This is a genomic window from Halioglobus japonicus (genome assembly GCF_001983995.1).
Taxonomy (GTDB): domain Bacteria; phylum Pseudomonadota; class Gammaproteobacteria; order Pseudomonadales; family Halieaceae; genus Halioglobus; species Halioglobus japonicus.
The window spans coordinates 2,838,975-2,861,937 of sequence record NZ_CP019450.1 but is presented as its reverse complement, the minus strand read 5'-3'; the positions used below and the strand labels follow the sequence as shown (position 1 = coordinate 2,861,937).

Annotated in this window: 20 protein-coding genes and 2 pseudogenes; 6 read left to right on the top strand and 16 right to left on the bottom strand. The window is 58.0% G+C overall.

What is annotated here, in order from left to right:
• Positions 1 to 422: 422 nt before the first annotated feature.
• The 11 genes and pseudogenes from BST95_RS13465 to BST95_RS13415 all read right to left on the bottom strand — a co-directional run bounded on the left by BST95_RS13465 (position 423) and on the right by BST95_RS13415 (position 14,200).
• The gene (locus BST95_RS13465) at positions 423 to 2,960 is read right to left on the bottom strand and encodes a TonB-dependent receptor (RefSeq protein ID WP_084200124.1); all 2,538 of its coding nucleotides are present in this window, start codon (positions 2,958 to 2,960) and stop codon (positions 423 to 425) included.
• Between the two features lie 25 nt (positions 2,961 to 2,985).
• A complete protein-coding gene (locus tag BST95_RS13460) occupies positions 2,986 to 4,587 on the bottom strand; it encodes a sigma 54-interacting transcriptional regulator (RefSeq protein WP_084200123.1) in 1,602 nt (533 codons plus the stop codon).
• On the bottom strand, positions 4,587 to 6,455 hold the full coding sequence (locus BST95_RS13455; protein ID WP_084200122.1) for a hydantoinase B/oxoprolinase family protein: 1,869 nt from the start codon (positions 6,453 to 6,455) through the stop codon (positions 4,587 to 4,589). Before BST95_RS13455 ends, BST95_RS13460 begins: the two co-directional genes overlap by 1 nt.
• A gap of 12 nt (positions 6,456 to 6,467) precedes the next feature.
• A pseudogene (locus BST95_RS13450) lies at positions 6,468 to 8,527 on the bottom strand (hydantoinase/oxoprolinase family protein).
• Between the two features lie 35 nt (positions 8,528 to 8,562).
• Complete coding sequence (locus tag BST95_RS13445) at positions 8,563 to 9,465, bottom strand: hydroxymethylglutaryl-CoA lyase (RefSeq protein WP_084200121.1); 903 nt, start codon at positions 9,463 to 9,465, stop codon at positions 8,563 to 8,565.
• Positions 9,462 to 10,664, bottom strand: a complete 1,203-nt coding sequence (locus tag BST95_RS13440; RefSeq protein WP_084200120.1) for a CaiB/BaiF CoA transferase family protein — start codon at positions 10,662 to 10,664, stop codon at positions 9,462 to 9,464. Before BST95_RS13440 ends, BST95_RS13445 begins: the two co-directional genes overlap by 4 nt.
• A 234-nt stretch (positions 10,665 to 10,898) precedes the next feature.
• The gene (locus BST95_RS13435; RefSeq protein ID WP_084200119.1) at positions 10,899 to 11,306 is read right to left on the bottom strand and encodes a VOC family protein; all 408 of its coding nucleotides are present in this window, start codon (positions 11,304 to 11,306) and stop codon (positions 10,899 to 10,901) included.
• Positions 11,307 to 11,323: 17 nt separating this feature from the next.
• The gene (locus BST95_RS13430; RefSeq protein WP_084200118.1) at positions 11,324 to 11,719 is read right to left on the bottom strand and encodes a DUF2147 domain-containing protein; all 396 of its coding nucleotides are present in this window, start codon (positions 11,717 to 11,719) and stop codon (positions 11,324 to 11,326) included.
• Positions 11,720 to 11,794: 75 nt separating this feature from the next.
• Positions 11,795 to 12,859 carry a TauD/TfdA family dioxygenase gene (locus BST95_RS13425; protein ID WP_084200117.1) on the bottom strand — a complete coding sequence of 355 codons (1,065 nt, stop codon included), beginning with the start codon at positions 12,857 to 12,859 and terminating at the stop codon, positions 11,795 to 11,797.
• 106 nt (positions 12,860 to 12,965) lie between these two features.
• Complete coding sequence (locus tag BST95_RS13420; protein WP_084200116.1) at positions 12,966 to 13,385, bottom strand: acyl-CoA thioesterase; 420 nt, start codon at positions 13,383 to 13,385, stop codon at positions 12,966 to 12,968.
• On the bottom strand, positions 13,385 to 14,200 hold the full coding sequence (locus BST95_RS13415; RefSeq protein ID WP_240500301.1) for a beta-keto acid cleavage family enzyme: 816 nt from the start codon (positions 14,198 to 14,200) through the stop codon (positions 13,385 to 13,387). Before BST95_RS13415 ends, BST95_RS13420 begins: the two co-directional genes overlap by 1 nt.
• Positions 14,201 to 14,504: 304 nt before the next feature.
• Between BST95_RS13415 and BST95_RS13410 the strand changes: the two genes are divergently transcribed.
• The gene (locus tag BST95_RS13410; RefSeq protein WP_084200115.1) at positions 14,505 to 15,326 is read left to right on the top strand and encodes a class I SAM-dependent methyltransferase; all 822 of its coding nucleotides are present in this window, start codon (positions 14,505 to 14,507) and stop codon (positions 15,324 to 15,326) included.
• A gap of 18 nt (positions 15,327 to 15,344) precedes the next feature.
• On the opposite strand, the gene BST95_RS21005 is transcribed toward BST95_RS13410, so the two are convergent.
• The 4 genes from BST95_RS21005 to BST95_RS13395 all read right to left on the bottom strand — a co-directional run bounded on the left by BST95_RS21005 (position 15,345) and on the right by BST95_RS13395 (position 17,951).
• On the bottom strand, positions 15,345 to 16,217 hold the full coding sequence (locus tag BST95_RS21005) for an amidohydrolase (protein WP_276205938.1): 873 nt from the start codon (positions 16,215 to 16,217) through the stop codon (positions 15,345 to 15,347).
• Entirely contained in the window at positions 16,157 to 17,164 is a 1,008-nt protein-coding gene (locus tag BST95_RS21000) for an amidohydrolase (protein ID WP_276205891.1), read from the bottom strand. Before BST95_RS21000 ends, BST95_RS21005 begins: the two co-directional genes overlap by 61 nt.
• 86 nt (positions 17,165 to 17,250) lie before the next feature.
• Positions 17,251 to 17,574: a hypothetical protein gene (locus BST95_RS13400; protein ID WP_084200114.1), complete on the bottom strand. Its 324-nt coding sequence runs from the start codon at positions 17,572 to 17,574 to the stop codon at positions 17,251 to 17,253.
• Between the two features lie 2 nt (positions 17,575 to 17,576).
• Positions 17,577 to 17,951 (bottom strand): Rap1a family protein, encoded by a 375-nt coding sequence (locus BST95_RS13395; RefSeq protein ID WP_084200113.1) that lies wholly within the window; start codon positions 17,949 to 17,951, stop codon positions 17,577 to 17,579.
• Positions 17,952 to 18,056: 105 nt separating this feature from the next.
• Between BST95_RS13395 and BST95_RS13390 the strand changes: the two genes are divergently transcribed.
• From BST95_RS13390 to BST95_RS20990, 4 genes and pseudogenes are all read left to right on the top strand, one after another.
• Positions 18,057 to 19,442, top strand: coding sequence for a M20/M25/M40 family metallo-hydrolase (locus BST95_RS13390; protein WP_084200112.1), 1,386 nt, complete (start codon positions 18,057 to 18,059; stop codon positions 19,440 to 19,442).
• 18 nt (positions 19,443 to 19,460) lie between these two features.
• Positions 19,461 to 19,814 carry a hypothetical protein gene (locus BST95_RS13385; protein WP_084200111.1) on the top strand — a complete coding sequence of 118 codons (354 nt, stop codon included), beginning with the start codon at positions 19,461 to 19,463 and terminating at the stop codon, positions 19,812 to 19,814.
• A gap of 292 nt (positions 19,815 to 20,106) precedes the next feature.
• A pseudogene (locus BST95_RS20995) lies at positions 20,107 to 20,556 on the top strand (LLM class flavin-dependent oxidoreductase); the annotation flags it as partial.
• Positions 20,557 to 20,612: 56 nt separating this feature from the next.
• Entirely contained in the window at positions 20,613 to 21,149 is a 537-nt protein-coding gene (locus tag BST95_RS20990) for an LLM class flavin-dependent oxidoreductase (RefSeq protein WP_276205890.1), read from the top strand.
• Here BST95_RS20990 and BST95_RS13370 read toward each other — a convergent pair.
• Complete coding sequence (locus BST95_RS13370) at positions 21,146 to 21,823, bottom strand: nitroreductase family protein (protein ID WP_084200108.1); 678 nt, start codon at positions 21,821 to 21,823, stop codon at positions 21,146 to 21,148. The two genes, BST95_RS20990 and BST95_RS13370, sit on opposite strands and share 4 nt — an antisense overlap.
• Before the next feature lie 162 nt (positions 21,824 to 21,985).
• Between BST95_RS13370 and BST95_RS13365 the strand changes: the two genes are divergently transcribed.
• On the top strand, positions 21,986 to 22,927 hold the full coding sequence (locus tag BST95_RS13365) for a fatty acid desaturase family protein (RefSeq protein WP_084200107.1): 942 nt from the start codon (positions 21,986 to 21,988) through the stop codon (positions 22,925 to 22,927).
• Positions 22,928 to 22,963: the final 36 nt, after the last annotated feature.

Here is a 22,963-nt window from a genome sequence, read left to right as displayed (position 1 = left end):
TTCAGTCCCTGTTGCCGGATAACACGCTGCGATCGTGTCGACCGACCTGAACAACGACGAGCTTCCTGACCTGATTCTGTCTGTGTCGCGCACTTATGAAGGCGCCATTTGCAATATCCCAGCCCGGGTCTATCACGGCCTCAAGGGTGTGGTTGACGTCTGGCGTAGATGCATCAATCGATTAGGGGGCTCCATCGAAATATTATAGGCGTCATCCGTGGCGCCATTTCAAGTCCTGGAACATGAGCGCCCGCTCAGAAAGGGCTTCGCCCAAAAAGGCTAGCATTCGATACCCATAAGTTGGTTATGAAAATTTGTGCACAAGGACACCTCATATTCAGTTTTCTATCATAAATCACACAGCCAGATACAAAAACGCCCGGCGATCGCGAGATGGCCGGGCGTAGATGGGGCAGTTTGAGTTAGAACATGTAAGTGAAATCCACTCCGTAGGAGCGCAGGCCAGACTGGTGGTTGAAGCTGCCACCGAACTCGGGCGCGGGAATCACTTCCTGAAGGTACTCTTCGTCGGTGATGTTGCGTCCCCACGCGGTGACGGTCCAGTTCTCGGCTTCCAGACCCACGCGCAGGTTCAGCGTGTCGTAGGCATCGCGTGACGATCTGCTGAAGTCCTGGGCGAAGGCGCCGGGGGCCTGGAACAGGAAGTTCCAGATGGTTGGGGTCTGTTCACCCTGCAGAGTGTGGAACCAGGTCTCGCCCACGTACTGCCAGTCCAGGCGGGTCACCAGATCGACGCCACCAATGGGGAAGACCCACTCAGCGCCCAGGTTGCCGGTGGTGTCCGGTGCCTGGGGTACATCGTTGCCTTCAGACAGGGGGCGGTTCTTGTTTTTCTCGATCTCGGAATCGAGCAGGCCGATGCCGCCGTAGAAGGTCAGGCCTTCAGTGGCTAACCACTGGAAGTCGGCTTCAAAGCCCTGCACATACATCTCATCGATCGTGGTGACCGAGCGCAGCAGACCGAAGGGGCCGGCAAAGAACTCGAAGAACTGGTTGTCTTCCACCTCGTTGCGGAACACCGCTGCGTTCAAACGCAGGCGGTTGTCAAACAGCTCGGACTTGAAGCCCAGCTCGTAGGTGGTCGACACCTCTTTGTCGTAGTCATCGGTGACCGAAATCTGCGCGTCCACGAGTTCACCGGGGCCGCCAAAACCCGAGTTAAACCAGAAGTTCAGCAAGTCTTCGGTACCCACCGAGTTGAAACCACCGCTGCGGAAGCCGATGCCGTAGCTGGCGTACAGATTGATGTTGTCTGTGGTCGCCCAGTTCAATGTGACCTTCGGCTGGAACTGACTGAAGCTGTCGTCGCGGTCGGGGATACCGTTCGCGTTGTTCACGTAAGCCGGGTTGATTGGCACTGGGTTGCCGGAAAACGCGGGGTCATTCAGGTTTCCGTTCAAACCAGAGCCGTTTACATTCGGTACCTTGTTGCTGACCTCGCGATCTTCATAGTCGTAGCGACCGGCGATGGCGAGCTCCAGTGTCTCGGTGAGGTCGAACTCGAGCTGGCCATACACTGCGTAGACCGTGGTGTCGAAGTCATCCCAGAACAGCAGGTCAGTGGGGTTGGGGCCATCAGCAGGCACGTAGGGCTGGCGCAGGAAGCCCTGACCTTGATCGGCACCATAGGCCACCACAACCTCACGTTCAATCTCGGCCATGTATACACCGGCAATCCAGCGAAGGCTGTCCGTACCGGCAGAAACCAGGCGGGCATCGATACTCAGGTCTTCCTGGTTGCGTTCCTGATACTGGTAGCCATCGCAGCTAGTGGCCGTATAGGGGCCGTATACGCCCTGGAAGTCAGTGTCGGGGCCCGGAGGCAGTACACCGTATGGGTCGAAGAAGGGGCCGTAAAGGTCCGGTCGGGAGAAACTGTTGAGTTCCGCCCGGTCTGCCTGACAGCTGGGGTTGACCTCGTAGCCGTAGAACGTGGCACTGGTGCCGTCTGACAGCAGGTATTCCTCAAGGTCGTTGTAAGCGACGTAGGTCACCAAGTCAGCCCAGCCGAGGTCCCAGTCGAGCTTCACAGAGAGATCCATGGTCTCCTGTTCGTTTTCGCCGGGCGTGTTGGAGGTGTAGCGAAAATCCAGATCATTCACATCCTGAAAGTAGGCGGGCGCACCAAATGCTGCCTCGAAGGCGGGGATGGCGAAGGCAGCGTTAAAGTTGATCGCGCCGGCTTCTACCTCACTGTAGCCACCTCGGAAGTCCAGGCTCATGTCCTCGTTGACGTTCCAGACAATGCGACCTCGCATGCTGGTATCCTTTATAAAGTCCACGGCGTCATCTTTGTTGGTGAAGATGTTCTCGTAGTGGCCATCGGTCTCGCGGGTGGATATCGCGAAGCGACCGAGCACGTTTTCACCGGCAATTGGGCCGCTGACCATGGCATTGACTTTGTAGCTGTCGTTGTTGCCAACGCCGCCGCCAATCTTCGCCTCGAACTCGTCGCTGGGCATTTTGGTTGTGACGAGAATCGCGCCCGCGACGGCATTGCGGCCATACAGCGCACCCTGGGGGCCCTTCAATACTTCAATTTGCTGAACGTCGAACAGTTCCTCGTTAAAGCTGTTCGGGTTCGTGCTCAGTACGCCATCAACCACATAGGCGAAGGTGGATTCCGCGTCCCGCGTGGAGACCACACCGCGAATACTGACCTGGGTGTCGCCGACGTTAGCAGTGTCCACCAGAGTCACATTAGGGATTAGCGCAATGTAGTCTGAGGCGCGCTCAACACCGGCGCGGTTAATGGTGGTTTCGCTGATGGCACTGATGGCAATCGGTACATCCTGCAGGTTTTCCGTGCGTTTCCGCGCAGTCACTACCACCTCTTCGATGGTCATGGATTCCGATTGGGCCAATGCAGCCGGCCCCGTTGTAAGAGTGGCCAATACTGCCGCCAGCCCTGCTACCAATGGTTTTTTTCTTACATACATGGTGTTTCTCCTACCGTTTTTAGGATTAATTACCGCTTGAGATCTGGTTGATGGGGTTGTCGTTGTTCTGTTGCATGCGTCGAAGCCTGCGCCAAAGTGTGGTGGTGCTAATGCCCAGTGATTCAGCGACGCGAGCCTTGTCACCGTTAAATGTCTGCATGGCCTGGCGGATCGATGCTTCTTCCTGTTCGCGCAGGGAATTGGTTGGCCTGATAGCGTTATTGCGCTGGAGTTCAGGCAATATGCCGGCGATGAATTCGTCGCTGAGCTCACGGTCTGGACGGGCCGCAAGATTCACCACAATGCGCTCGACAAAATTCTGCAGTTCGCGCACGTTACCGGGCCAGCCATAGGCGCTGAAGCGCTTTTTCACCTGGGGTAAAACGGTCTTTGCACTTTGTTCGACGCCGTACTTCCTGCCGTAGTCGGCAAGGTAATAGCCCGCAATAGCGGCGATATCTTCAATGCGTTCTCTGAGTGGCGGAATGTGTAGCGAGAAAACGTTTAGGCGGTAGTAGAGGTCTTCGCGAAACTGACCGTCATTCACCGCCGTCATCAGGTCCCGATTGGTCGCGGCAATCAGTTTGAAATCTACTGGCACCTCGCGGTTGCTGCCCAGCGGTCGTACCCGCTTCTCCTGGAGTACGCGTAGCAGCTTTACCTGTTGCGAGAAGGGCATTTCGCCGACCTCGTCCAAATATAGCGTGCCGCCATTGGCCTGTTCTATAAGTCCAATACGGCCACCGCGTCGAGCGCTGGTAAATGCCCCCTCGACATGGCCGAACAGTTCGCTCTCAAACAGTTCGTCGGGGATGCTGCCGCAGTTCACCGCCACCATCGGGCCTTCGGAAAAGGGCCCTCGGTGATGGATCTCCTTGGCAATATGCTCTTTACCTGTGCCGCTTTCGCCCTGGATAAGTACCGCGCCGTTGCTTTGTGCATAAGTCTGAGCGAGGCGTGCGATCGCCGTCATGGTGTCGGAGCGGATCACAAATTCAGCAGATGAGCTCAGGCCAGTTGGCAAAAGCTGCCCCTGCTGCTGGCGCGCAATGTCGATGCACTTGCGCAACATGTCCCGGGCTGAATCCTTGCTGTAGACAAGAATAGTGGCTACGCCCTGTTTCTCTGCCTCGTGGCAGGTAAAGCTCGGCCCGACGATGACCTCTGGAGCCTCTTCGGCCATGACCAGCTGCAGCTTTTCGTTCGCCTCGTCAGAGGTGCTGTAGTTGTGGTGAATCAGCTCGGCGTCAATCAGCCCGGGCAGATTTTCCACCAGGCGAGATGGCAAGGAGCGCTCGGGCTGGTAGCTGAACAGGTGGATGCGCGAAGCGATGCGCCTGGCTTTCGCCAGCGCTTCAATAATGTCGGTGTCGGTCACCGCCTGGCTGATGACGGGTTGCGTCAAGGTGTTGGCCAGATAAGCCGCGTTCGATCCAGCGCTGGCCACCACGTCGGGCTCCAGCCGCGCGACCAGGCTATGGTATTCGGTGTTTCCGTGGGCCAGCGATTCGACGATGGTGATATCCGCCTGCTCAGCGAACTCAGGAATCACAGCCGTGATGAGTTCGCTGAACTTGCGGTACCCGACAATCAGAATCTTGACCTGGCTGGACACCGAATCGTTCATCAGCTCGCCTTGATGAAGCTCGGTGACACTGGGGCGAACAGGTGGGTTTCTTCCAGGCAGCGTGCTTTGAGCTCATCGATGCTGCCGCCGCGATTGAACACGGTCACCTCACCTCGCTCGCTACTGAGCCGGCTGCGCAAGGTGTTGGTGGCGGCTTCGTCTACTTCGCCGTCGCCGTCGATGACAACGCCATAGCGTCTCGCGCCTTCAGCAGTGACCAGACGGCGTTCCACATCCTGCTTCACCAGGAGCGGGTCGCGCTGGAATGGGTCGCCCCAACCTCCACCGCCCCAGGTGTTGAAATACAGCAGGTCGCCTTTCTTCACCTTAATGCCTTCGATTTTGGCCGGCAGCCATTCTTCGCTGCCGTCGCCACGTACCAGACGCTTGGTAGAGCGCTGGCCGGTCTCGCCGCCGAGCACGCCCCATGGATAGGTCAGCCAGCGTTCGTCGTGGATGCCGATTTCACCGTCGGCGAGAAAGCGATAGGCCACGCTCAGGCCATTGCCGCCACGGTGTAAACCTGCGCCGCCGGAATCGGGGATTGTCGCGTACTGCTCAATACGCAGCGGGAAATAGGACTCAATGAATTCATTGGGCACGTTAGTGAACCCGGGCCACAAGGAGTGACCGTCGGGTCCGTCGCCTACCGGCCGGCCGGGGATGCCGCCGAAACCGATCTGGAACAATTGGAACCATTCTCCCTGGTCGTCGTAGCCGGAGTAGAACAGGTGCGGTGAATCGGAGAAGCCTGCGGCGTTGAGCATTTGCTCCGGTGCACCCATACCCAGTAGCGCGCCGAGCAGGTCGAAGATGCGTCCCAGTGCATGGGTGCGGCCAGATAGCGCGGCCGGGAAGTTGGGCTTGAGCAGCGTACCCTGGGGAATGCGCACATCGACCAGGTCGTAGAAACCATCGTTGAACACGATTTGCGGGTCGACCACGTTAATCGTGAACGAGCCGAAGAACATCTTGAACATGTCTTCGTTGAGAAAGAAGTTTACCGAGCTTTGTGCCTGCGGATCGGTGCCATCAAAATCGAAGATGGCGGTTGAGCCTTCGCGCCACATCTTGCAGCGAATCCGGTACGGGCCCATGCCCATGCCGTCGTCACACAGATAGTCTTCAAACTCCCGAGGTTCTTCGGGAATAAACATCTCGATTATGTGCTTCATCGCGGCGTGATTGCGTTGCAGCATAGTGTCCATGGTGGACACGAGCACTTCGTCGCCAAAGCGTTCCGCCAGTTCCACGCAGCGCTTTGCCGCGGTATTACAAGCTGCTACCAGTGCGTTGAGGTCAAAGCGGTTCCACTGGGGCGTACGCACATTGTGCAGAATGAGTTCCAGCAGGTCGCTTTGCAGTACGCCTTTTTTGTATAGCTTGGTGGGCGGGATTCTAATCCCTTCCTGGTAAATCGAGGTCGCCCGAATCGGTATGGATCCCGGTACCATGCCGCCGTTGTCCGACATATGGCCAAACATTGCGGACCATGCAATGTGACGGCCATCCTTGAACACCGGCACCAGCACCACCCAGTCGGGCAGGTGGGACACAGCGGCATTACACATGTAGGGGTCGTTGGTGAGGATGATATCGCCTTCCTCGATTTCGTCATCGTAGGCGTCCAGGAAGGGGCCGATGAACGATCCGAACTGACCGACGACCATCTTGCCCTCGCGATTGGCGATCATCGGGAAGCAATCGCCCTGTTCGCGAATGCCTGGTGACATGGCTGTTCTGAATAACACCGCGTCCATTTCTTCGCGCGCGTTGCGCAGGGCATTTTCGATGATGTCGACGGTTACACCTTCAACGTCAACAGTGTTAAGCGGCGCGTTATTGGTTTCGATAATTGAGGCTGTCATGTTGTCCGCTCCTTAGGCCGCCGGGTTAATCAGTAGGTTGCCCACTACATCGACCTGTGCGACGTAGCCGGGAAGAATCACTGTGGTGGAGTCCATTTCGCTGACGATGGCAGGCCCGGGCACCTGGATGCCCTCGTGCAGTTGATTGCGGTCGACGATGGCAGCGTCATGCCAGGCGCCGGCGTAATAGAACTGGCTGTGGTGAATGATGCAGTCGGCGAGAGTGGTATCAGTGGCTGTCCGTGTAACTTCGGCGATGGCTTGGGTGCGGGCCTTGGCCACGGCGCGAATCATCAATATCTCGTGGCCGTCTTCCAGTTTGAACGTGAACAGCTGTTCGTGCTCGGCATCGAACTGATCGGTAATCAGAGCCAGTCCCTGGGCTTTGAGTTCTTCCTCAGTAAAGTCCACGGTAATCTGGAAGGCCTGGCCTGCGTAGCGGAGGTCGGCCTGATAGGTAATGTCGTGATCTTCAGCCGGAATGCCGTCGGCAATCAGGGACTCGCCCGCGCGCAATTGCAGGGCGTGCAAATCGGCAATCAGCTGGTCGTCACTGAGATCCTCGCTCATGGTCAGGTAGGTACGCGCCGCTTCATCCTGGACCTGAGTGGTGGCATCGCCGTAGGCACACAGGACGCCGGGCCCGGGGGCACAATGACCGGCCAGGCGTCTGTGAGAATACCCAGGGCATTGGCGTGCAGTGGGCCTGCACCGCCAAACCCGACGAGGGCGAAGTCACGGGGATCGTAACCCTGCTCAACAGAGACCAGACGCAGGGCGCCGAACATGGATTCATTGACGATTTTGATAATCCCTTCGGCGGCTTCCATTAGCTCAATACCCATGGCGTCGGCGACGCTTTGCACGGATTTCACAGAGGCATCGCGGTTAATCTCCATCTTACCGCCCAGCTGCACGTCTGAAGGCAGGTAGCCAAGCACTACATTGGCATCGCATACGGTTGGCGCCTCGCCGCCTTTCATATAACACGCGGGGCCAGGCACAGCGCCAGCGGATTCAGGGCCGACGCGCAGTGCTTTGGTGAGTTCCGGTACGAAGGCAATAGATCCACCGCCCGCGCCAACGGTTCTGACATCGACCGACGGCGCCCGCACGCGCACATCGCCTACAACGGTTTCGCGGCGAACGCGGGCTCGTGCGTCCTGTATCAGGGCTACATCGGTAGACGTGCCGCCCATATCGAAAGTGAGAATGTTGTCGAAGCCTGCGCGGCTGCAGAAGTAGATGGCGCCTGCGACACCTCCCGCGGGGCCTGACATCAACAGGTTGACCGGTGATTCAGCGGATGCCCTGGCGGAAGCAAGGCCACCATCGGAGCGGAGAATGGACAGCTGCAGGTCATCACCCATGCGCTCAGCCAGTGCTGCCTGCAGGTTGTTAACGTACTTAGCGACCTCGGGCTTGACGTAAGAATTGACCACGGTGGTTTCGGTGCGCTCGTATTCCTGCATCTCCGGTACCACCTCGCTGGAAATGGAGATGGGGACATCACTGAAAATCTCGCGCGCAATCTCTCTCGCGCGCTGCTCGTGGGCGCCGTTGATGTAGGCATTGATAAAGCAGATGGTAAGCGCCTCGACCGAGCCACGAGCGTGGAGTGTCTGCAGGTCGGTTCTGAGTTGCTTTTCGTCGAGATCGGCAATAACAGTGCCATCGGCACCGATACGTTCGCTGGCACCGATCGTCAGCTCCAGAGGCGCAAGCAGCGGTTTTTTGACGTAGCTGACCCAGCCGCCCAGGCCGCCGGGGCAAAAGGAGCGGGCCACCTGTAGCGTGTCTTCATAGCCGGCGGTGGTTACCAGGCCCACGGTGGAGCCCTTGCCGGTGAGAACGGCATTGGTAGCCACGGTGGTGCCGTGCATGACCAGTTTGATGTCCGACGGGGTAACACCGGACTCCTCGCAGATACGGGCAACACCATTGAGGACGCCAATCGAGGAGTCTTCCGGTGTTGAGGGAACCTTGGCTGTGTGAGTCGTGCCGTCTTGCTCGTTCATGAGCAGGAAGTCGGTAAACGTTCCCCCTACATCTACGCCCAATCGGTATGTCATGCTTGTTATCTCCTTGGTGTTTGCCTGAGTGCGTCTCAGGCAGCGTTATTTGTTAACCAGTAGTGGGCCCGCCCACCTTGAGGGTGGCCGGTCAGTTCGCTGGCGAGGCTGACGGCTTGCAGCAGCGCCGGCATTTTGATGCCGGTAATAAATCCCAGCCTTTCGCACAGCATGACCACATCCTCGGTGGCGACGTTGCCCTTTGCACCGGGAGCAAAGGGGCAGCCGCCGAGGCCACCGATGGAACTGTCGAAGCGTCGTACGCCACTTTCGATAGCGGCGTACACATTAGCCAGGCCCAGAGCGCGGGTGTCGTGGAAGTGGCAGGCGAGTCGCTCGGGTCCAATGTTTGCTGCCAGCGAGTCCATGAGGCGGCGCACGGCGCCGGGGTCAGCCGCGCCAATGGTGTCGGCGATGACAATCTCATCGGCACCCCAGGCCGCCAGCGATTCGGCCTGACGCTCTATCGTGGCGGGGGCGACCAGGCCTTCAAACGGACATTCGAAGGCCACCGACAGGTAGGCCTGAACACGAACCCCTTCGTTGTGTCCCCGGCTGATGATGTCGCGGGCCATGGCGAGTGTGTCGTCGAGGCTCTTGCCGATGTTTTTCTGGTTCATGGTTTCCGTTGCCGACACAACCACGGCCACGGTTTGCGCGCCTGCTTTACAGGCCAGTTCATAGCCTTTCATGTTCGGTACCAGCGCACTCAGCAGCGGGCGCACCGCCTCCGGCAATTGTGCAAAGAGCTGTCCGGTACCCGCCATCTGCGGTACGGCTTTCGGCGAGACAAAACTACCGGCTTCGATATGCGCTATTCCACAGTCGACGAGTGCTTCAATGAGCCGCTGGCGTTCTTCAACGCTCAGGTGGCGGTCCTGGCTTTGCAGGCCGTCGCGAGGACCGACTTCGTTAATCACGATGCTGTCCGCGTTCATGCAATCACTCCCTGTTGCTTCAATCGAGTAATGTGCGCCTGGTCGTAGCCCAGCAGCTCGGTGAATACATTGTCGGTGTGCTGGCCCAGCAGTGGTGCAGCGGTGAACACATCGTCGTCTGCGCGCGACAGCTTGATGGGGTTGCCGGGACCGTAGGTGCTGTCACCATCCGGGTGGTGCAGCTCCACCACCATATTGCGGTGCTTCACCTGGGGATCCCGCAGGGCCTGGCTGAGTTGATTGACCGGCGCGCAGGGAATGCGCTGCTGCTTAAGCTTCTCCAGCCAGTAGTCGCAGCTCTGCTCCTGAAGCATCGCGTTCAGGTTTTCTTCAATGACATCCTTGGCGGCCCATCGCCCGGGTTGCTCATCCAGAGCGGGATCGTCGAAAGCGGGGCAGGGCACCACCTGCTTCAGGTTTTGCCAGAAATTATCGGTAATCACGGCAATGACGATGAACCCATCGGCGCAGCGAAAGGTGTTGTAGGGCACGTGCACAAAGTGCGCATTGCCGATGGGGTAGGGGTCCTCACCTGACAGGAAGTGCATGGTGGCCATGTAGTTGAGCAGTGAGATCTGGCAATCGAGCATGGCAATATCCACGTGTTGCCCATGGCCGCTTTGTTCACGTTCATACAAGGCCGCGAGTATGCCCATTACGCCGAACATGCCACCGCCCAGATCGCCGATAGGAATACCGGCCCGCACCGGGTGATCGGTGTCGACGCCGGTAATCGACATACCGCCACCGGTGGCCTGTGCCACCTGGTCAAAGGCAGGATCCTTGCAGCTGGGGCCGTCCGAGCCAAAGCCCGTTACCGTGCAAGTAATTATGCGTGGGTTGATCTCGCTCAGGGTGGCATAGTCGATGCCGAGACGCTCGGGTACCCCTGCGCCGAAGTTGCTGATGACGATGTCGGATTGCTCCACCAGGCGATAGAACTCTGCCTTGCCCGCGGTGCTTTTGAGGTCGATGGCGACACTTTGTTTATTGCGGTTCAGGGTAATGAAGTAGGCGCCCATCCCGTCCAGGGAGTTGGCCGGATCGGTGGCCAGCAGTTTCCGGGTGCCTTCACCCTGTAGCGGCTCCACCTTGATCGTTTCAGCACCGAGATCTGCCAGAATCATGGCGCCATAGGGCCCTGACAGCATATGAGTCAGGTCCAGAACGCGCACCCCAGCGAGTGGTTTTTTCGTCATCATTGATTTCCTTTGCAGTCCTAGCGGCTTTAATATTATTCAAGCTAGAGAGCAGGGACCGTGCCAAAAAGCAGTTCCCAAAGTCCAAAAAGCTGGGAGCAGTGAGAAAAGCAATGAAAATCAGTCTGTTAGAGAATCATTGTTTTTCGTGACAGGCTTGTCACTACGAAAGGAAGTACGGCTATTGGAGGGGATTGGATTCACAGTGAAAAATAAATTTCAAAATGAATACAATCAGTCGTCGTTTTCCTCGGTCAATTGCAATACCGCACCATGGAATGTGGTGGGGGCGAGGTCGAGCACCTGCCAGCCTTCGAGGCCTGTGCGCTGCGGGGTGTCCGCCAGGCCTGAAACGGCGGTGTCAATCTGCGCTGCTGCGCTGTTCAGGTTGTCCACTTCGAAAGACAACATGAACAGGCCTTCGCCGTGTTCGTCAAGATGTCTGCCGGGAACGCCGTCGGGGTTGGTCGGCTCGATGAGCACGATCCAGGTTTCACCGGCTTTGAAGCGGGCGGTCTTGACGCCACGGCCGTCGAGCTCGCCGTACTCGATTGCATCGAGGGCAAAGGCCTGTTGATAAGTAAGGATGGCGCTGGCCAAATCCTTGACCAGCAGATTGATATGGTGAACTTTCTTGAGCATGCGCGGCGCAGGCGCGCTTACTCGACGAGTGTCCAGGTCTGGCCGTCGCAGAGGAACGCCACGCAGCCTTCTACGGTGAGCTTGTTACCTGAGCGGACCATGGTGGATTTGAATTCCTTGTCGCGCTCCGGGTCCCAAATGCGGCCGCCCGCATATTCGCCATCGCCCTTGTCCTTCATGTCCGCAATCATCACGCGGCCGAGGTGCGGGTAATCATCAGCTACGCCGTCTTCGGTGAGGGCGCGGGTGATAACGCCACAGGTTTTACTGTTATCGGATTCACAGGGGCCGACGGTCACTTCGAGGAACGCGTTTTCAGCATTGGCCTCGGTGCGCCAGATGCCATCGGCAGAGGCCGCCATTGCAGTGGGAGCGAGGGTGGACAGAAGCAGGATGGAAACAAGCTTGCGCATAACGTTAAGTCTCTAGTTGTTCAGCCACTTGCTGAGGTGTCGGTGAGGCGGCGCGAAAATCGTCCGCGCCGTCGGTTACCACTTGCCGTCTACATCTCCAATGCGGTCATAGCTGTCGCCAATCAACACGCCCAGATCGCGCTTTTCACCCGGCTTAAGGGCGATGGAAGGGCGACCATGAGCGAAGCGATAGTTGCAGACCAGTGCTACATCGCCCCGGCGCCAGTTGATCGGCATACCGAAGCGATCGTAGATATCGATAAACAGTTTCTTTTCGTCACGGGTCATTTCAGAGCCGTCACCGAAGGTCAGTTTGAGTGGTCGCTCATGCAGTGGTAATTGCATGACCATGGGCCAGGTATCGAACCACACGCCGTCGTCGGCCACGCTGGAGTAGAGCAGATTGCGATCCAGTGGCGCATAGTATTCAAAAGCCGAGATGTAGTAGCGGGTTTTGAGCAGTCGGTTCGGTCCCCATTCCACTTCCAGGCCCTTGGCTTTGGCCATTTCGACAGCCTGATCCGGGTCTTCAGTCATCATTGACTGTTGCCAGTGGTTGTAAACACCAATGGCTTCGCGATCGGCGAAGGCTTCACGGTCGGTGAGGTCGCGGTGATAGCAGAGCCCGAGGCGCTTCAGCTTCTGGCCAAAGTCTGTCGCTAGAATAGCGTCGGTGGCGGCGAGGTTGTCCGATACAAACGTCTGGCCACCTTCTTCCAGAGCGTGCTTGCACAGGAAGGCCAGCATTTCGGTGCTATGGCCGATATACGCCATTTCATGGTGGTAGTGCAGCCACGCACTCAGGGGCGCACCTACTTCATATACGTTGGGTTCCAGGGCATTGCGCGGGTTGGCGCCGCCCTCGTAGTCCACCTGTCCTGGCATGACCAGACGGGCAGCGGCGCGCATGGCCTGCAAATCGGTAAGCCCGGTGTTAACCAGGTGGACCAGGCCGATCTCGTTGTAAACGCGATTCATGCGCTCAGCGAGCTCGCTGCCGGCGGTCAGGTCGTCGGCATCCATGCGGTAATTGGAGCAGTCAATCGTAAACCGCTCAGGATCGATTGGTGGGGTTCCAGTCCACCAGCGCGGCTCAATAGTGTCCGGCAGTGGTGTGTGCAAGGCTTCTGCTACAGTCATCGGTCGTACGTTAGATCAATCCAAAGAGCGCGAAATAGTATCCCACCTCGGGCGCGGCGACAATACATGGATTGCACCTCAAACGGGCGCTTTAAGTGACTGATTTTTAGGGAGAAGCGGGGGCTAGGTAAGTGGATGCCTGATCGCGCATAGCATCGGTAATGGGAATCGCCTTGCGGGCTGTCAGGTCGAAGTAGACGCTGGTGCTCTGCAGTGTGGCCGCCAGATTATTACGACTAATGTTGAACATGGAGTAAGACACGGTAATCGACTTGCCGCCGATCTTTTCCAGTTGGGCACTGATTTCCAGGAGGTCACCCGCGCCAACTTCATCGGCATAGTCAATCACGTGCTTCACGTCAGCCCAGCCCACGCCCTCGGTTTGGGCGTGATCACCGGCCCAGCCAAAGGCCTTGAACAGGAAGTGGTAGGAGGCATCATCAAACATGGCCACGTAGTAGCGAGTGGTCATATGGCCCATGATGTCGCACATGTTTGGGTGCGCGACGCCCTGATGTACCACCATTAGGCAATCTTCACGTTGCGTTGCAGGTCCTGAAGCGTTTTCAGGCCAAAGCTCTCGCGGGCTTCCGCGGGCGACTGCATGCGTGCACCCATGTTTTCCAGTATGGTGACAGCGCGTTCGACCAGTTGGGCGTTGGTGGCCAGGACACCTTTCTCGAGATAAATGTTGTCTTCGAGTCCTACTCGCACATTACCGCCCAGCAGAGCGGCCTGTGCGACCATTGGCATTTCGTCGGCACCGATCGCGAATCCGCTCCAGTTGGCGCCTTCGGGCAGATTGTCTACCATGGACATAAAGTTGCGGCTGGTCGCCTGCGCACCCCAGCGAATACCCAGGCACACCTGATAGAGCGGGGGCGCATCGAGCAGGCCTTCTTCGAGCATCTGGTTGGCAAACCAGATATGGCCCATGTCGAAGACTTCGAGCTCGGGTTTGACGCCCAGGCGCTGCAGGCGCGAGGCTCCTGTGCGCAACATGTCCGGGGTCGACACATAGACATAGTTGCCCACGGGGTAGTTAAAGGAGCCGCAATCGAGTGTGCAGATCTCAGGCAGTAATTCCTCAACGTGTTCCATGCGCTCGACCTGGCCTACACAGTCGGTGGCTTCCATGTCGAAATCGAGAGGATTGTCGTCCGGTCCCAGGTAGAGATCACCCCCCATGCCGGTAGTGAGGTTGATGACCACATCGGTATCGGCACTGCGAATGCGATCTACAACCTCGCGATACAGATCTGGGCGGCGTGCCGGCGCGCCGGTATCGGGGTCGCGCACATGAATGTGGGCAATCGCCGCGCCGGCCTTGGCCGCGTCGATGGCTGCATCGGCAATCTGCTTGGGGGTAATGGGAAGATGGGGGTCTTGCTGGCGGCATCACCGGATCCGGTGACGGCACAGGTAAGAATAACGTTACGGTTAAACTTGCTCACGGGGCTTTAAGACAACGCCCGGTATTTGCAAGCGCCGAATCCTTTTAAAAATCATTGAGTTGCCCAGTCTACGCGGCTTGGGCTCAGATTTCAATTGAGTGCCGAGAGGGCGATAAGCGCGCTCAATGCTTGAACTGGGCCGCGCAACGCAGCTAAGCTCTGGCCACCCAATAACCACAGGAATACCTGATATGAAACGCGCCTTACTTGCTTCGCTTGCCCTGTTGATGACCGGCCAGACGGCCGTTGCCGACGACGCAGCTCTGCAAAGTGCCATCGACGGCAAACACCGTACAGAGGCTTATGCCGCACGCGACAACGCTCGCCATCCACTGCAAACGTTGAAGCTGTTTGATATACAGCCTCAGCACACGGTGGTGGAAATCTGGCCCGGCGGCGGTTGGTATACCGAAATCCTGGCCCCGTACCTCAAGGAAGATGGCAAGCTGATCGCCGCCCACTACGATGAAAGTGATGAGCAGGCGAGCTATCGGCCCGGTGCGCGCAAGAAGTTTGAAGAGAAGATGGCCGCCGACCCTGACGTTTATGGCAAGGTTGAAGTGACCTCACTCATGTTTGACGAAGCCAAGGGTGAGCTGGTGAAAGCACCGGCTGAAGACGGCACCGTGGATCGTATCGTCACTTTCCGCAATGCCCATGGTTGGGTGGCGCGCGGTATTGTCGAACCGATTTTTGAACACTTCTACGCCGCGCTTAAGCCTGGTGGCAAGCTGGGTATCGTGCAGCACATGGCTGACCCAGGGCAGGATTGGATGTCCGAGAATATCGGCTATGTGGGCCGCGACTACCTGATTGGCGAGGCGGCCCGCGCTGGCTTCGTGCTGGAGGCCGAAGGCTACTTCAATCTCAATCCGCTGGACAACAAGCGCTATGAGGTCGGTGTCTGGCAATTGCCGCCGACACTTTACAAGTTAGAAAGCGATGCCGAGAAAGCACCCTATCTGGCTATAGGTGAAAGCGAGCGGATGACGCTGGTCTTCCGCAAGCCATAACACTCCTGGCTCTGGCCGTCAGCGTTTCTCGCGGGCTGCCAGGGCCTCGTACACTACATCGAGCACATGGTGCGCGCCGTGCGGCGTACCGCCAAATGTCGGCACTCGATCACCCAGGGCGGCGGTGGCCGCATCCGTCTGCTGGTCGTAAACAACGGCGTCGGCCTTAATCGTTTTCAGGACGTTGATATCGGCAATGGTCAGAGGATCTACCGCGGTCGGGTCGGCGGACAGCACCACAAAGTCAGCTTTTTTACCCACCGTAATTGAGCCTTTCTCATCTTCCTCAAAGTGCTGCCAGGCTGGCCAGATGGTCATGGCTTTAAGGGCCGTGAGCACATCGACGCGCTGATCCGGCCCGAGAATTTTGCCGGAGCGAGTGCGGCGGGTGACGGTCGCTGAGAGCACCCGCATGCTATCTGGTAGCGCCACGGGGGCGTCGTGATGCGTACCGAAAATCATGTCGCGTTCCACCAGCCAGCCGGTGGGCGAAATATTCTGGGCAGCTACTGGTCCCACTGTATGAGCGGCATGCCAGTCACCCCAGTAAAACGTGTGCATGGGGAACAGTGAGGGGAATACGCCCAGCGCTTTTGCGCGATCGACCTGGTCCTCCCGCAGGAATTGGCCGTGGACCAGCACCGGGCGATTGTCGACGTCGGCGTGCTTGGCCTGGGCTTTCTCGATTGCGTTGAGCAGAATGTCAGACGCGCCTTCGCCATTGGAGTGCACAATGACTTGCAGACCCTGGCTAAAGCACCAGTCGATGGCTTTGTCCGCTTGCTCAGCAGTAATTGCTGAATACCCTTTGTAGCCCGGTGGATAGTTGCCTACCGGAGCGTAATAGGGGCGATCGCGAAGTGCGGTAAAGCCCTGGGGGGAACCGTCGATGGTGAGCTTGCAGCCCCCACGCGGAATCGGTTGACGTACTCTTGTGAGGCGTTGGCAGCGATATAGTCCTGGGCTTCGAGTACGTCAGGAAACGAGACGATATCAATGGGCAGGCCCTCGCTAGCAGCAACGGCTTTCACTGCTTCGCCGGCGGGGCCTGTGGCCCGGCCATCTTGGCCAGTCGTGTAACCAAAGCTGGCCCACATGCGACTGCCGGCACGGGTGAATTCCTGCATGCCATCGGGGCCGAGGCTGGCCAGGCTCTTCATCAACACCGGGAAGAAAGCGTATTCCTCGAGTACACCGTTGGGTGTGCCGTCGTCGTTACGCTGGATAACGCCGCCTGCGGGGTTCTCGGTGTCAGCGTCAATGTCAGCCATGGCCAGGGCGGCGCTATTGGCAACGCCGATATGGCCAGACTGATGGACAATGACGATGGGGATGTCGGCGCTCACGGCGTCCAGGTCGGCCCGAGTGGGGTGGCGGACCTCCTTCAACTGCGCATTGTCATAGCCAAAACCCACAATCAGGTTCAGCTTCTTGACTGAGTCAGCGTTCTGCTTGCGCCAGGTGTCAAGCGCGGCTTGCAGTGAAGCAATGTCAGTTACATTGCCGTCAGGTGGGGCGAGCAGATTGGCGGACAGGGCCTGTAAGCCGCCAAATACGACGTGCCCGTGGCTGTCCACAAAACCGGGCAGCATGGTGCCGCCAGCGAGATCAAAGTCGTTGGTCGCGTCGCCGCGCAAGGCCTTCATATCCTCGAGTGTGCCCACAGCGAGTATTCGGCCATTGCCTACCGCCACAGCTTCGGCGCGGGGCACGGTGTCGTCAATGGTAATGATGGGGCCGCCGCTGTAAATCGTGTCGGCGACTGGCGCTGCTGTTACTGAGGCAGAAAGACCCAGCGTCAGGGTGAGAAACGTGTTGGCAATTAAGGTGGTACGCACAGCATTGTCCTTGCAAGCATAGAGAACTGATTATTAAGGTAGTTTGTTCACGCATTTGTTCAAGACTGTTGGGATTAAATACGGCGCTACCAGTTTTTAGGCAGGCGCGGATCCTTTTCCCGGCGATATCGATAACGCTTGTCTCGTTCGCGGCGTTCGACCTCGGCACGGCGCTTGCGCGTACGCTTTTCCCAGATGTAATCACCCGGCTTGGCCGCCAGCACCGAGAAAATGTGGTGTAAGCCGGTGCGTATCAGTAGTGGACGCAAAAACAGACCGAGGAAAATCAGCATTGGGACATACCACATCAGATGCATGGGATAGAACCGTCCCACCAGTAGCGTGCACCACAGCAGCATAATGAAGATTCCGCGGGCCAGTGGCCCCCAGTAAAAGTCATCGTGCGCCATGGTTACTTACACGGGTAATTGCGCTGCAAGGCGTCAACCATGACCAGTGAGAAGGGCACTTGTATGCCCAGCTCTGAAAACTCCGTGTACTCGGCATTGCGGATTTTTAGTTCGCGCTTGAATAGCTCAAGGGCTAGCTCGAGGGTGATTTCTTCGCTGTCCGGAACGCACCAGCCGCGCTTGTCCTCGGGGAGGTCGCGGGAAATCATAAACAAACCATCGAGCAGGCCGTCGACGTACATGCCGACCTGGATTTCCAATACCTCGTTGTCTTTGCCGTGCTTCTCCTGCATTTGCCGATAGCCGTCTACGGTGAGGGCGGCCTGCGCTGTGCAGGTGGTGAGAACAGTCAATAAACAGACGAATAGTCGCAGCATCGGCAAGTGATCCCCGGCAGGTTTTTGCTAGAGCTTAGCATGCCGGCGTGGGGATTTGCGGCGGGAACTGGTACATTGTTGCTACAACAACAGTAGGGGTATGGCGTGAAAAAAGTCTTAGCGCTAGTGGCGACGCTTGTCTGTCAGGCTCATCTGGCGTGGTCAGCGCCAGAGGAACGACTTGCGCAGGCCGTCCAGTTTACAACCATTAGCCATCAGGACGCGTCCCGGGTGGATCGCGAGGCGTTTGGTGCCTTCAAACAATTTCTGCTCGATACGTATCCAAGGGTATTCTCTGAGTTGGAAGCAGAGTGGGTTAATGATTTTAGTCTGCTACTTGTCTGGCGAGGTAGTGAGGCGAGTGCCGAGGGTATTCTATTCACAGCGCACCATGATGTGGTGCCGATTGAGCCCGGCACCGAGGCTGACTGGACCCACCCGCCCTTTGCCGGTGTGATAGCAGATGGGCGTGTGTATGGGCGCGGTACGCTTGACGATAAGCTGGGTGTTATCGGCCTTCTTGAGGCGGTGGACCGTTTGTTGGAGGAGGGCTATGCGCCGCGCAAAACCATTGCGCTGGCATTTGGTCACGACGAGGAGGTCAGTGGCCGCAATGGCGCGAAAGCCCTGGCAGCGAGAATGCGCGAACGCGGTCTCACATTCGCCTGGATGGTGGATGAGGGCGGCTACCTTCTCACAAGCAATCCGCTGCTACCCGAACATACGATTGCGATGATTAATATCGCCGAAAAGGGCTACACTACGTTGACGCTGACAGCGCGGGGTGAGGGAGGTCATTCCTCTAATCCGCCCGCCGAATCGACTATTGGCCGGCTCTCCCGGGCGCTGGACAAACTGGAACAAAACCCCTTTCCAGCGAGAATATCGCCGCCGGTAGAAGCCATGTTTATCGCCCTGGCGCCGCATATGGGCCAGCCCCAGCAATTTCTGTTCAACAACCTGTGGCTGAGTGAGGGACTACTCGCCTGGCTGATGTCCAAGGATCGTCTCACCGCGCCGATGGTGCGCACGACCACTGCGCTGACCATGTTTAACGCGGGTGTTAAGGAAAATGTTGTGCCGCAGCGCGCTGAGGCCAAGGTGAATTTCCGTCTGCTGCCGGGTGATACGGTGGAGTCGGTCACTGCCTATGTGCGCGACGTGATTGATGACGAACTGGTAGAGATCAGTTCCAGCCCCTGGACGGGCATGCCGGGTACTGCCAGCACCGAGGGGGAGGGTTACGCCGCGATTACCCGTGCGGTGGCTGATGTTTATCCGGACGCATTGCCTGTACCGAGCCTGTTAATGGCCACGACAGATACTCGCCATTACGTGGAACTGGCGCGTGACCAATATCGATTCCACGGTGCGGTCATTGACTATACCCAGGCCTCGGGTATCCACGGTACTGACGAATGGGTATCTATTGAGAGCTTCCTGAAGTCGATTGATGTCGCGCAAGGCATGCTGCGCTACGGTGCAGAATAACCACCTGGGCTGAAGTTCGTGGTTCGCAAGCTACTGTTGGTCTCGCTATGCGCTGTCATCGCATTTCTGGCGTGGGGTTATTATACGGCACCCGTGTTCTGGAAGCGGATGACGGCGACGTTTTCGGCCAGTGGCAAAGGCGCCTATTCAGAGGTATTCGATAACCTCGAGCTAGTGCGCGGAGCACCGGCGCAGCGAGGTTTGCCGGCGGCGGAGGGTGAAGGTCGCACGGTGTCGGAGCGTGCGCTGGCCGATATGGTGGAGTACGCCGCTTATTTTGCTTCCTTCAGCCTGATGGTGCTGCATCGCGGTCAGATACAGCTGGAATGGTATCGCGACGATTACTCCGCAGAGAGCCTCACCCAGTCGTAGTCAATGCATAAGTCGATACAGGCGCCACTGATTGGTCATGCGATATCCGAGGGCCAGATTGAGTCGATCGAAGATCCTGTGGGAAGTATCTGCCGAGTGGCGCGATGAACCTCGCAGCGAAATTCGTATTGTCGATCTGTTGCAAATGAGCTTAGGGCTGGCAGTGTTCCAGTGGGGCTTCAATCCCTGGGTTGAGGCGTTCCGCTGGCTATTTTCCGAAAATCATCGAAGAGTGGGATAATAGTTTTTTGATAAATCGCGCCATCCAAGGTTTGCAGTAGGAACCCCTCTCATGGAAATACACACCACGCTGGTCCAGGATAATCTGGCCCGGGTGCCGGACGAAATTCGCCGTATCGAAAGCGCAGGTTATGACGGTGTCATGACCCAGGAAAACCGCCACGACCCGTTTCTGCCGCTGGCGGTGGCCGCGGTTAGCAGTGAGCGGGTAACGCTGGGCACCGGCGTGGCCATTTCGTTCCCGCGCTCGCCCATGGTGTTGGCAAACACCTGCTGGGATTTGCAATCGGCCAGCGGCGGGCGCTTTGTGCTGGGCATTGGCCCGCAGGTGAAAGGGCACAACGAGCGGCGTTTCTCGGTGCCCTGGACACCGCCGGCACCGCGGATGAAAGAGTATATTCAGGCGCTGCGCGCGATCTGGGCCTGTTGGAAGAGCGGCGGCAAGGAGCTGGACTTTCAGGGCGAGCATTACCAGTTCAGCCTGATGACACCGAACTTTACTCCGGAGCCCATGGCTTATGAGGCGCCCCCATTACCATGGCGGCCGTGGGGCCGGCCATGTTGCGCGTGGCGGGCGAGGTCGCCGATGGCGTGCGCCTGCACGCATTCTGCACGCGGCGCTATATCGAGAACGTTATTCTGCCCCAGTTGGAGACCGGGCTTGTACGCGGTCAGCGCCAACGATCTGATCTGCAGGTGACCGGTGGTGGATTTCTGGTGACCGGTGCCACCGATGAAGAGGTGGCGCAGAACCTGGAGTTTTACCGCTCACGGGTCGCCTTTTATGGCGCAACCCGCGCCTATTGGCCCGTGCTGGAGCAACACGACCTGCTCGATCTGGGCGCAAAGCTCAATCAGATGGCGCGCGATGGGCAGTGGCAAGCGATGCCCGCAGAGGTGTCCGATGACGTCATGCAACTGTTTGCGGCAATCGGCCGGCACGATGAAGTCGTTGCCGAGATCCAGCGGCAGTTTGGCGGTCTGTCTGACGCGATTGCGGACAGCACGTCCTATGACATGCCCGGAACACTGCCCGCCGATCTCATTCAAGAGATCCAGGCGCTGCCAACGCCCTGGGCAGGCTTTCGGTCCTAGTCCAGGAACGTCGCAATCTGCTCCAGGGGCTTTTTCTCCAGTGCGGCCGCTGGAACCTCTGCGTCGTCGGCCGGGTGCCCGGCCACTATCAGCATATAGGGGCGTTCGGTGGCTGGTCGCTTGAGTATCTGGCTCAGGAACTTCATCGGGTTGGGCGTATGGGTCAGCGTTGCCAGCCCGGCGCTGTGCAGGGCGTTCAGCAAAAAGCCGGTCGCGATGCCCACCGATTCAGACATGTAGTAGTTTTTGCGTTTTTTTCCTTCTTCATCAGCGCCGCTGCGCTCCAGGAATACGGCAATCAGCCAGGGAGCGATTTCCAGAAAGGGCTTGTGATGGTCGGTACCCAGTTTGTCCAGATCATCCAGCCATTCCTGGCTGGCTTTGCCGCCATAGAATTCTCCCTCTTCGTGTTCCGCTGCGATGCGGATACTGCGTTTGATGCCGGCATTACTGACACAGACAAAGTGCCACGGCTGGTGGTTGGCGCCTGACGGGGCGGTTCCCGCGGCGCGAATGCACTGTTCGATGATCTCTCTGGGTACGGGCTTGTCACTGAAGCTACGCACTGAGTGGCGGCGGGCAATGTGGGTCAGATAGTCGCCGGCGCGGCGGGCCATGTCGTCGTCTGAGTAGTTGTCGCGGTGGGGCAGGGGGACGGCTTCAAAATCGGCCATGAGTACGCTCTCGGGGGCTAAAAGGGGCCTATTATTACCTCCGTGCAATTGATTGCAAAGCCTGCTGTCAGTCACGCGGGTCAATTTTCCTGGCAGCTAGCGTCTACTTATCAGAGCCGGTCACAGGATATACTCAGGTATCGATGTGGAAGCGAGATAACGATGAAGGCCACTGACTTTTTGAGCAAGGAAGAGATTACTCAGTTTACCGCGCGCAGCGATGCCTGGGGTGCCTGGTTGGTAGTATTCAACTGGGCCATGATCATCGCCGTGTTTGCCATCGTCATCCATTGGACGAATATCGTGACGGTGTTGCTGGCCATTCCGTTGCTGGGCGGGCGCCAACTGGGGCTGGCGGTGCTCATGCACGAAGCCGGTCATAAGGCGTTGTTCAAAACCGCGTCGCTCAATCAATGGGTCGGGCAATGGTTCTGCGCGTATCCCATCATGGGCGATGTGAACGCCTACGGAGAGTCGCACCGCATACACCATCGGTTCGCCGGTACCGAGGACGATCCCGATCTGCCTAATTACAAGAATTATCCGGTGAGTAAGGCCAGCTTTAAACGTAAGATCAAGCGTGATCTCACCGGCCAGACCGGGCTGCTTCTGCTGCATTCATTGGTGGGATCGGCGCAGGGCAGAAATGTCATGTTGCGCGACGGCGAGGAAACCCACTCGGAAATGCGCGGGCTGGCGGTTAACGTCGCGATGTGGCTGGTGATGCTGGCCCTGGGCGTCGGCGCCTATTATCTGTTGTGGCTGGTGGCGTATTTCTTCGCTTACCCGCTGATCGCCAGAATTCGCCAGGTGGCGGAACACGGCAACGTGCCTGACCTGTACGACACTGACCCGCGCAAGAACACCCGCACGACATACGCCAATCCCTTGGAACGATTGTTGTTCTGCCCGAACAACGTCAACTATCACCTGGAGCATCACTTCCTTGCCAGTGTGCCCTGTTATCGGCTGCCAGCACTGCACCGGCTGTTGAGCCAGCGTGGTTTTTATGTGGGCCATGAAGATGCGCTGGCCAACGGTTACCTCGATGTCCTGCGTCGTGCGGTGCCAGAGTTACAGCCAGGTGGCAGTGCCGCTGCCTGAGCTTACTTGCACTGCAAGATCGCTTTCGGGCTAAAT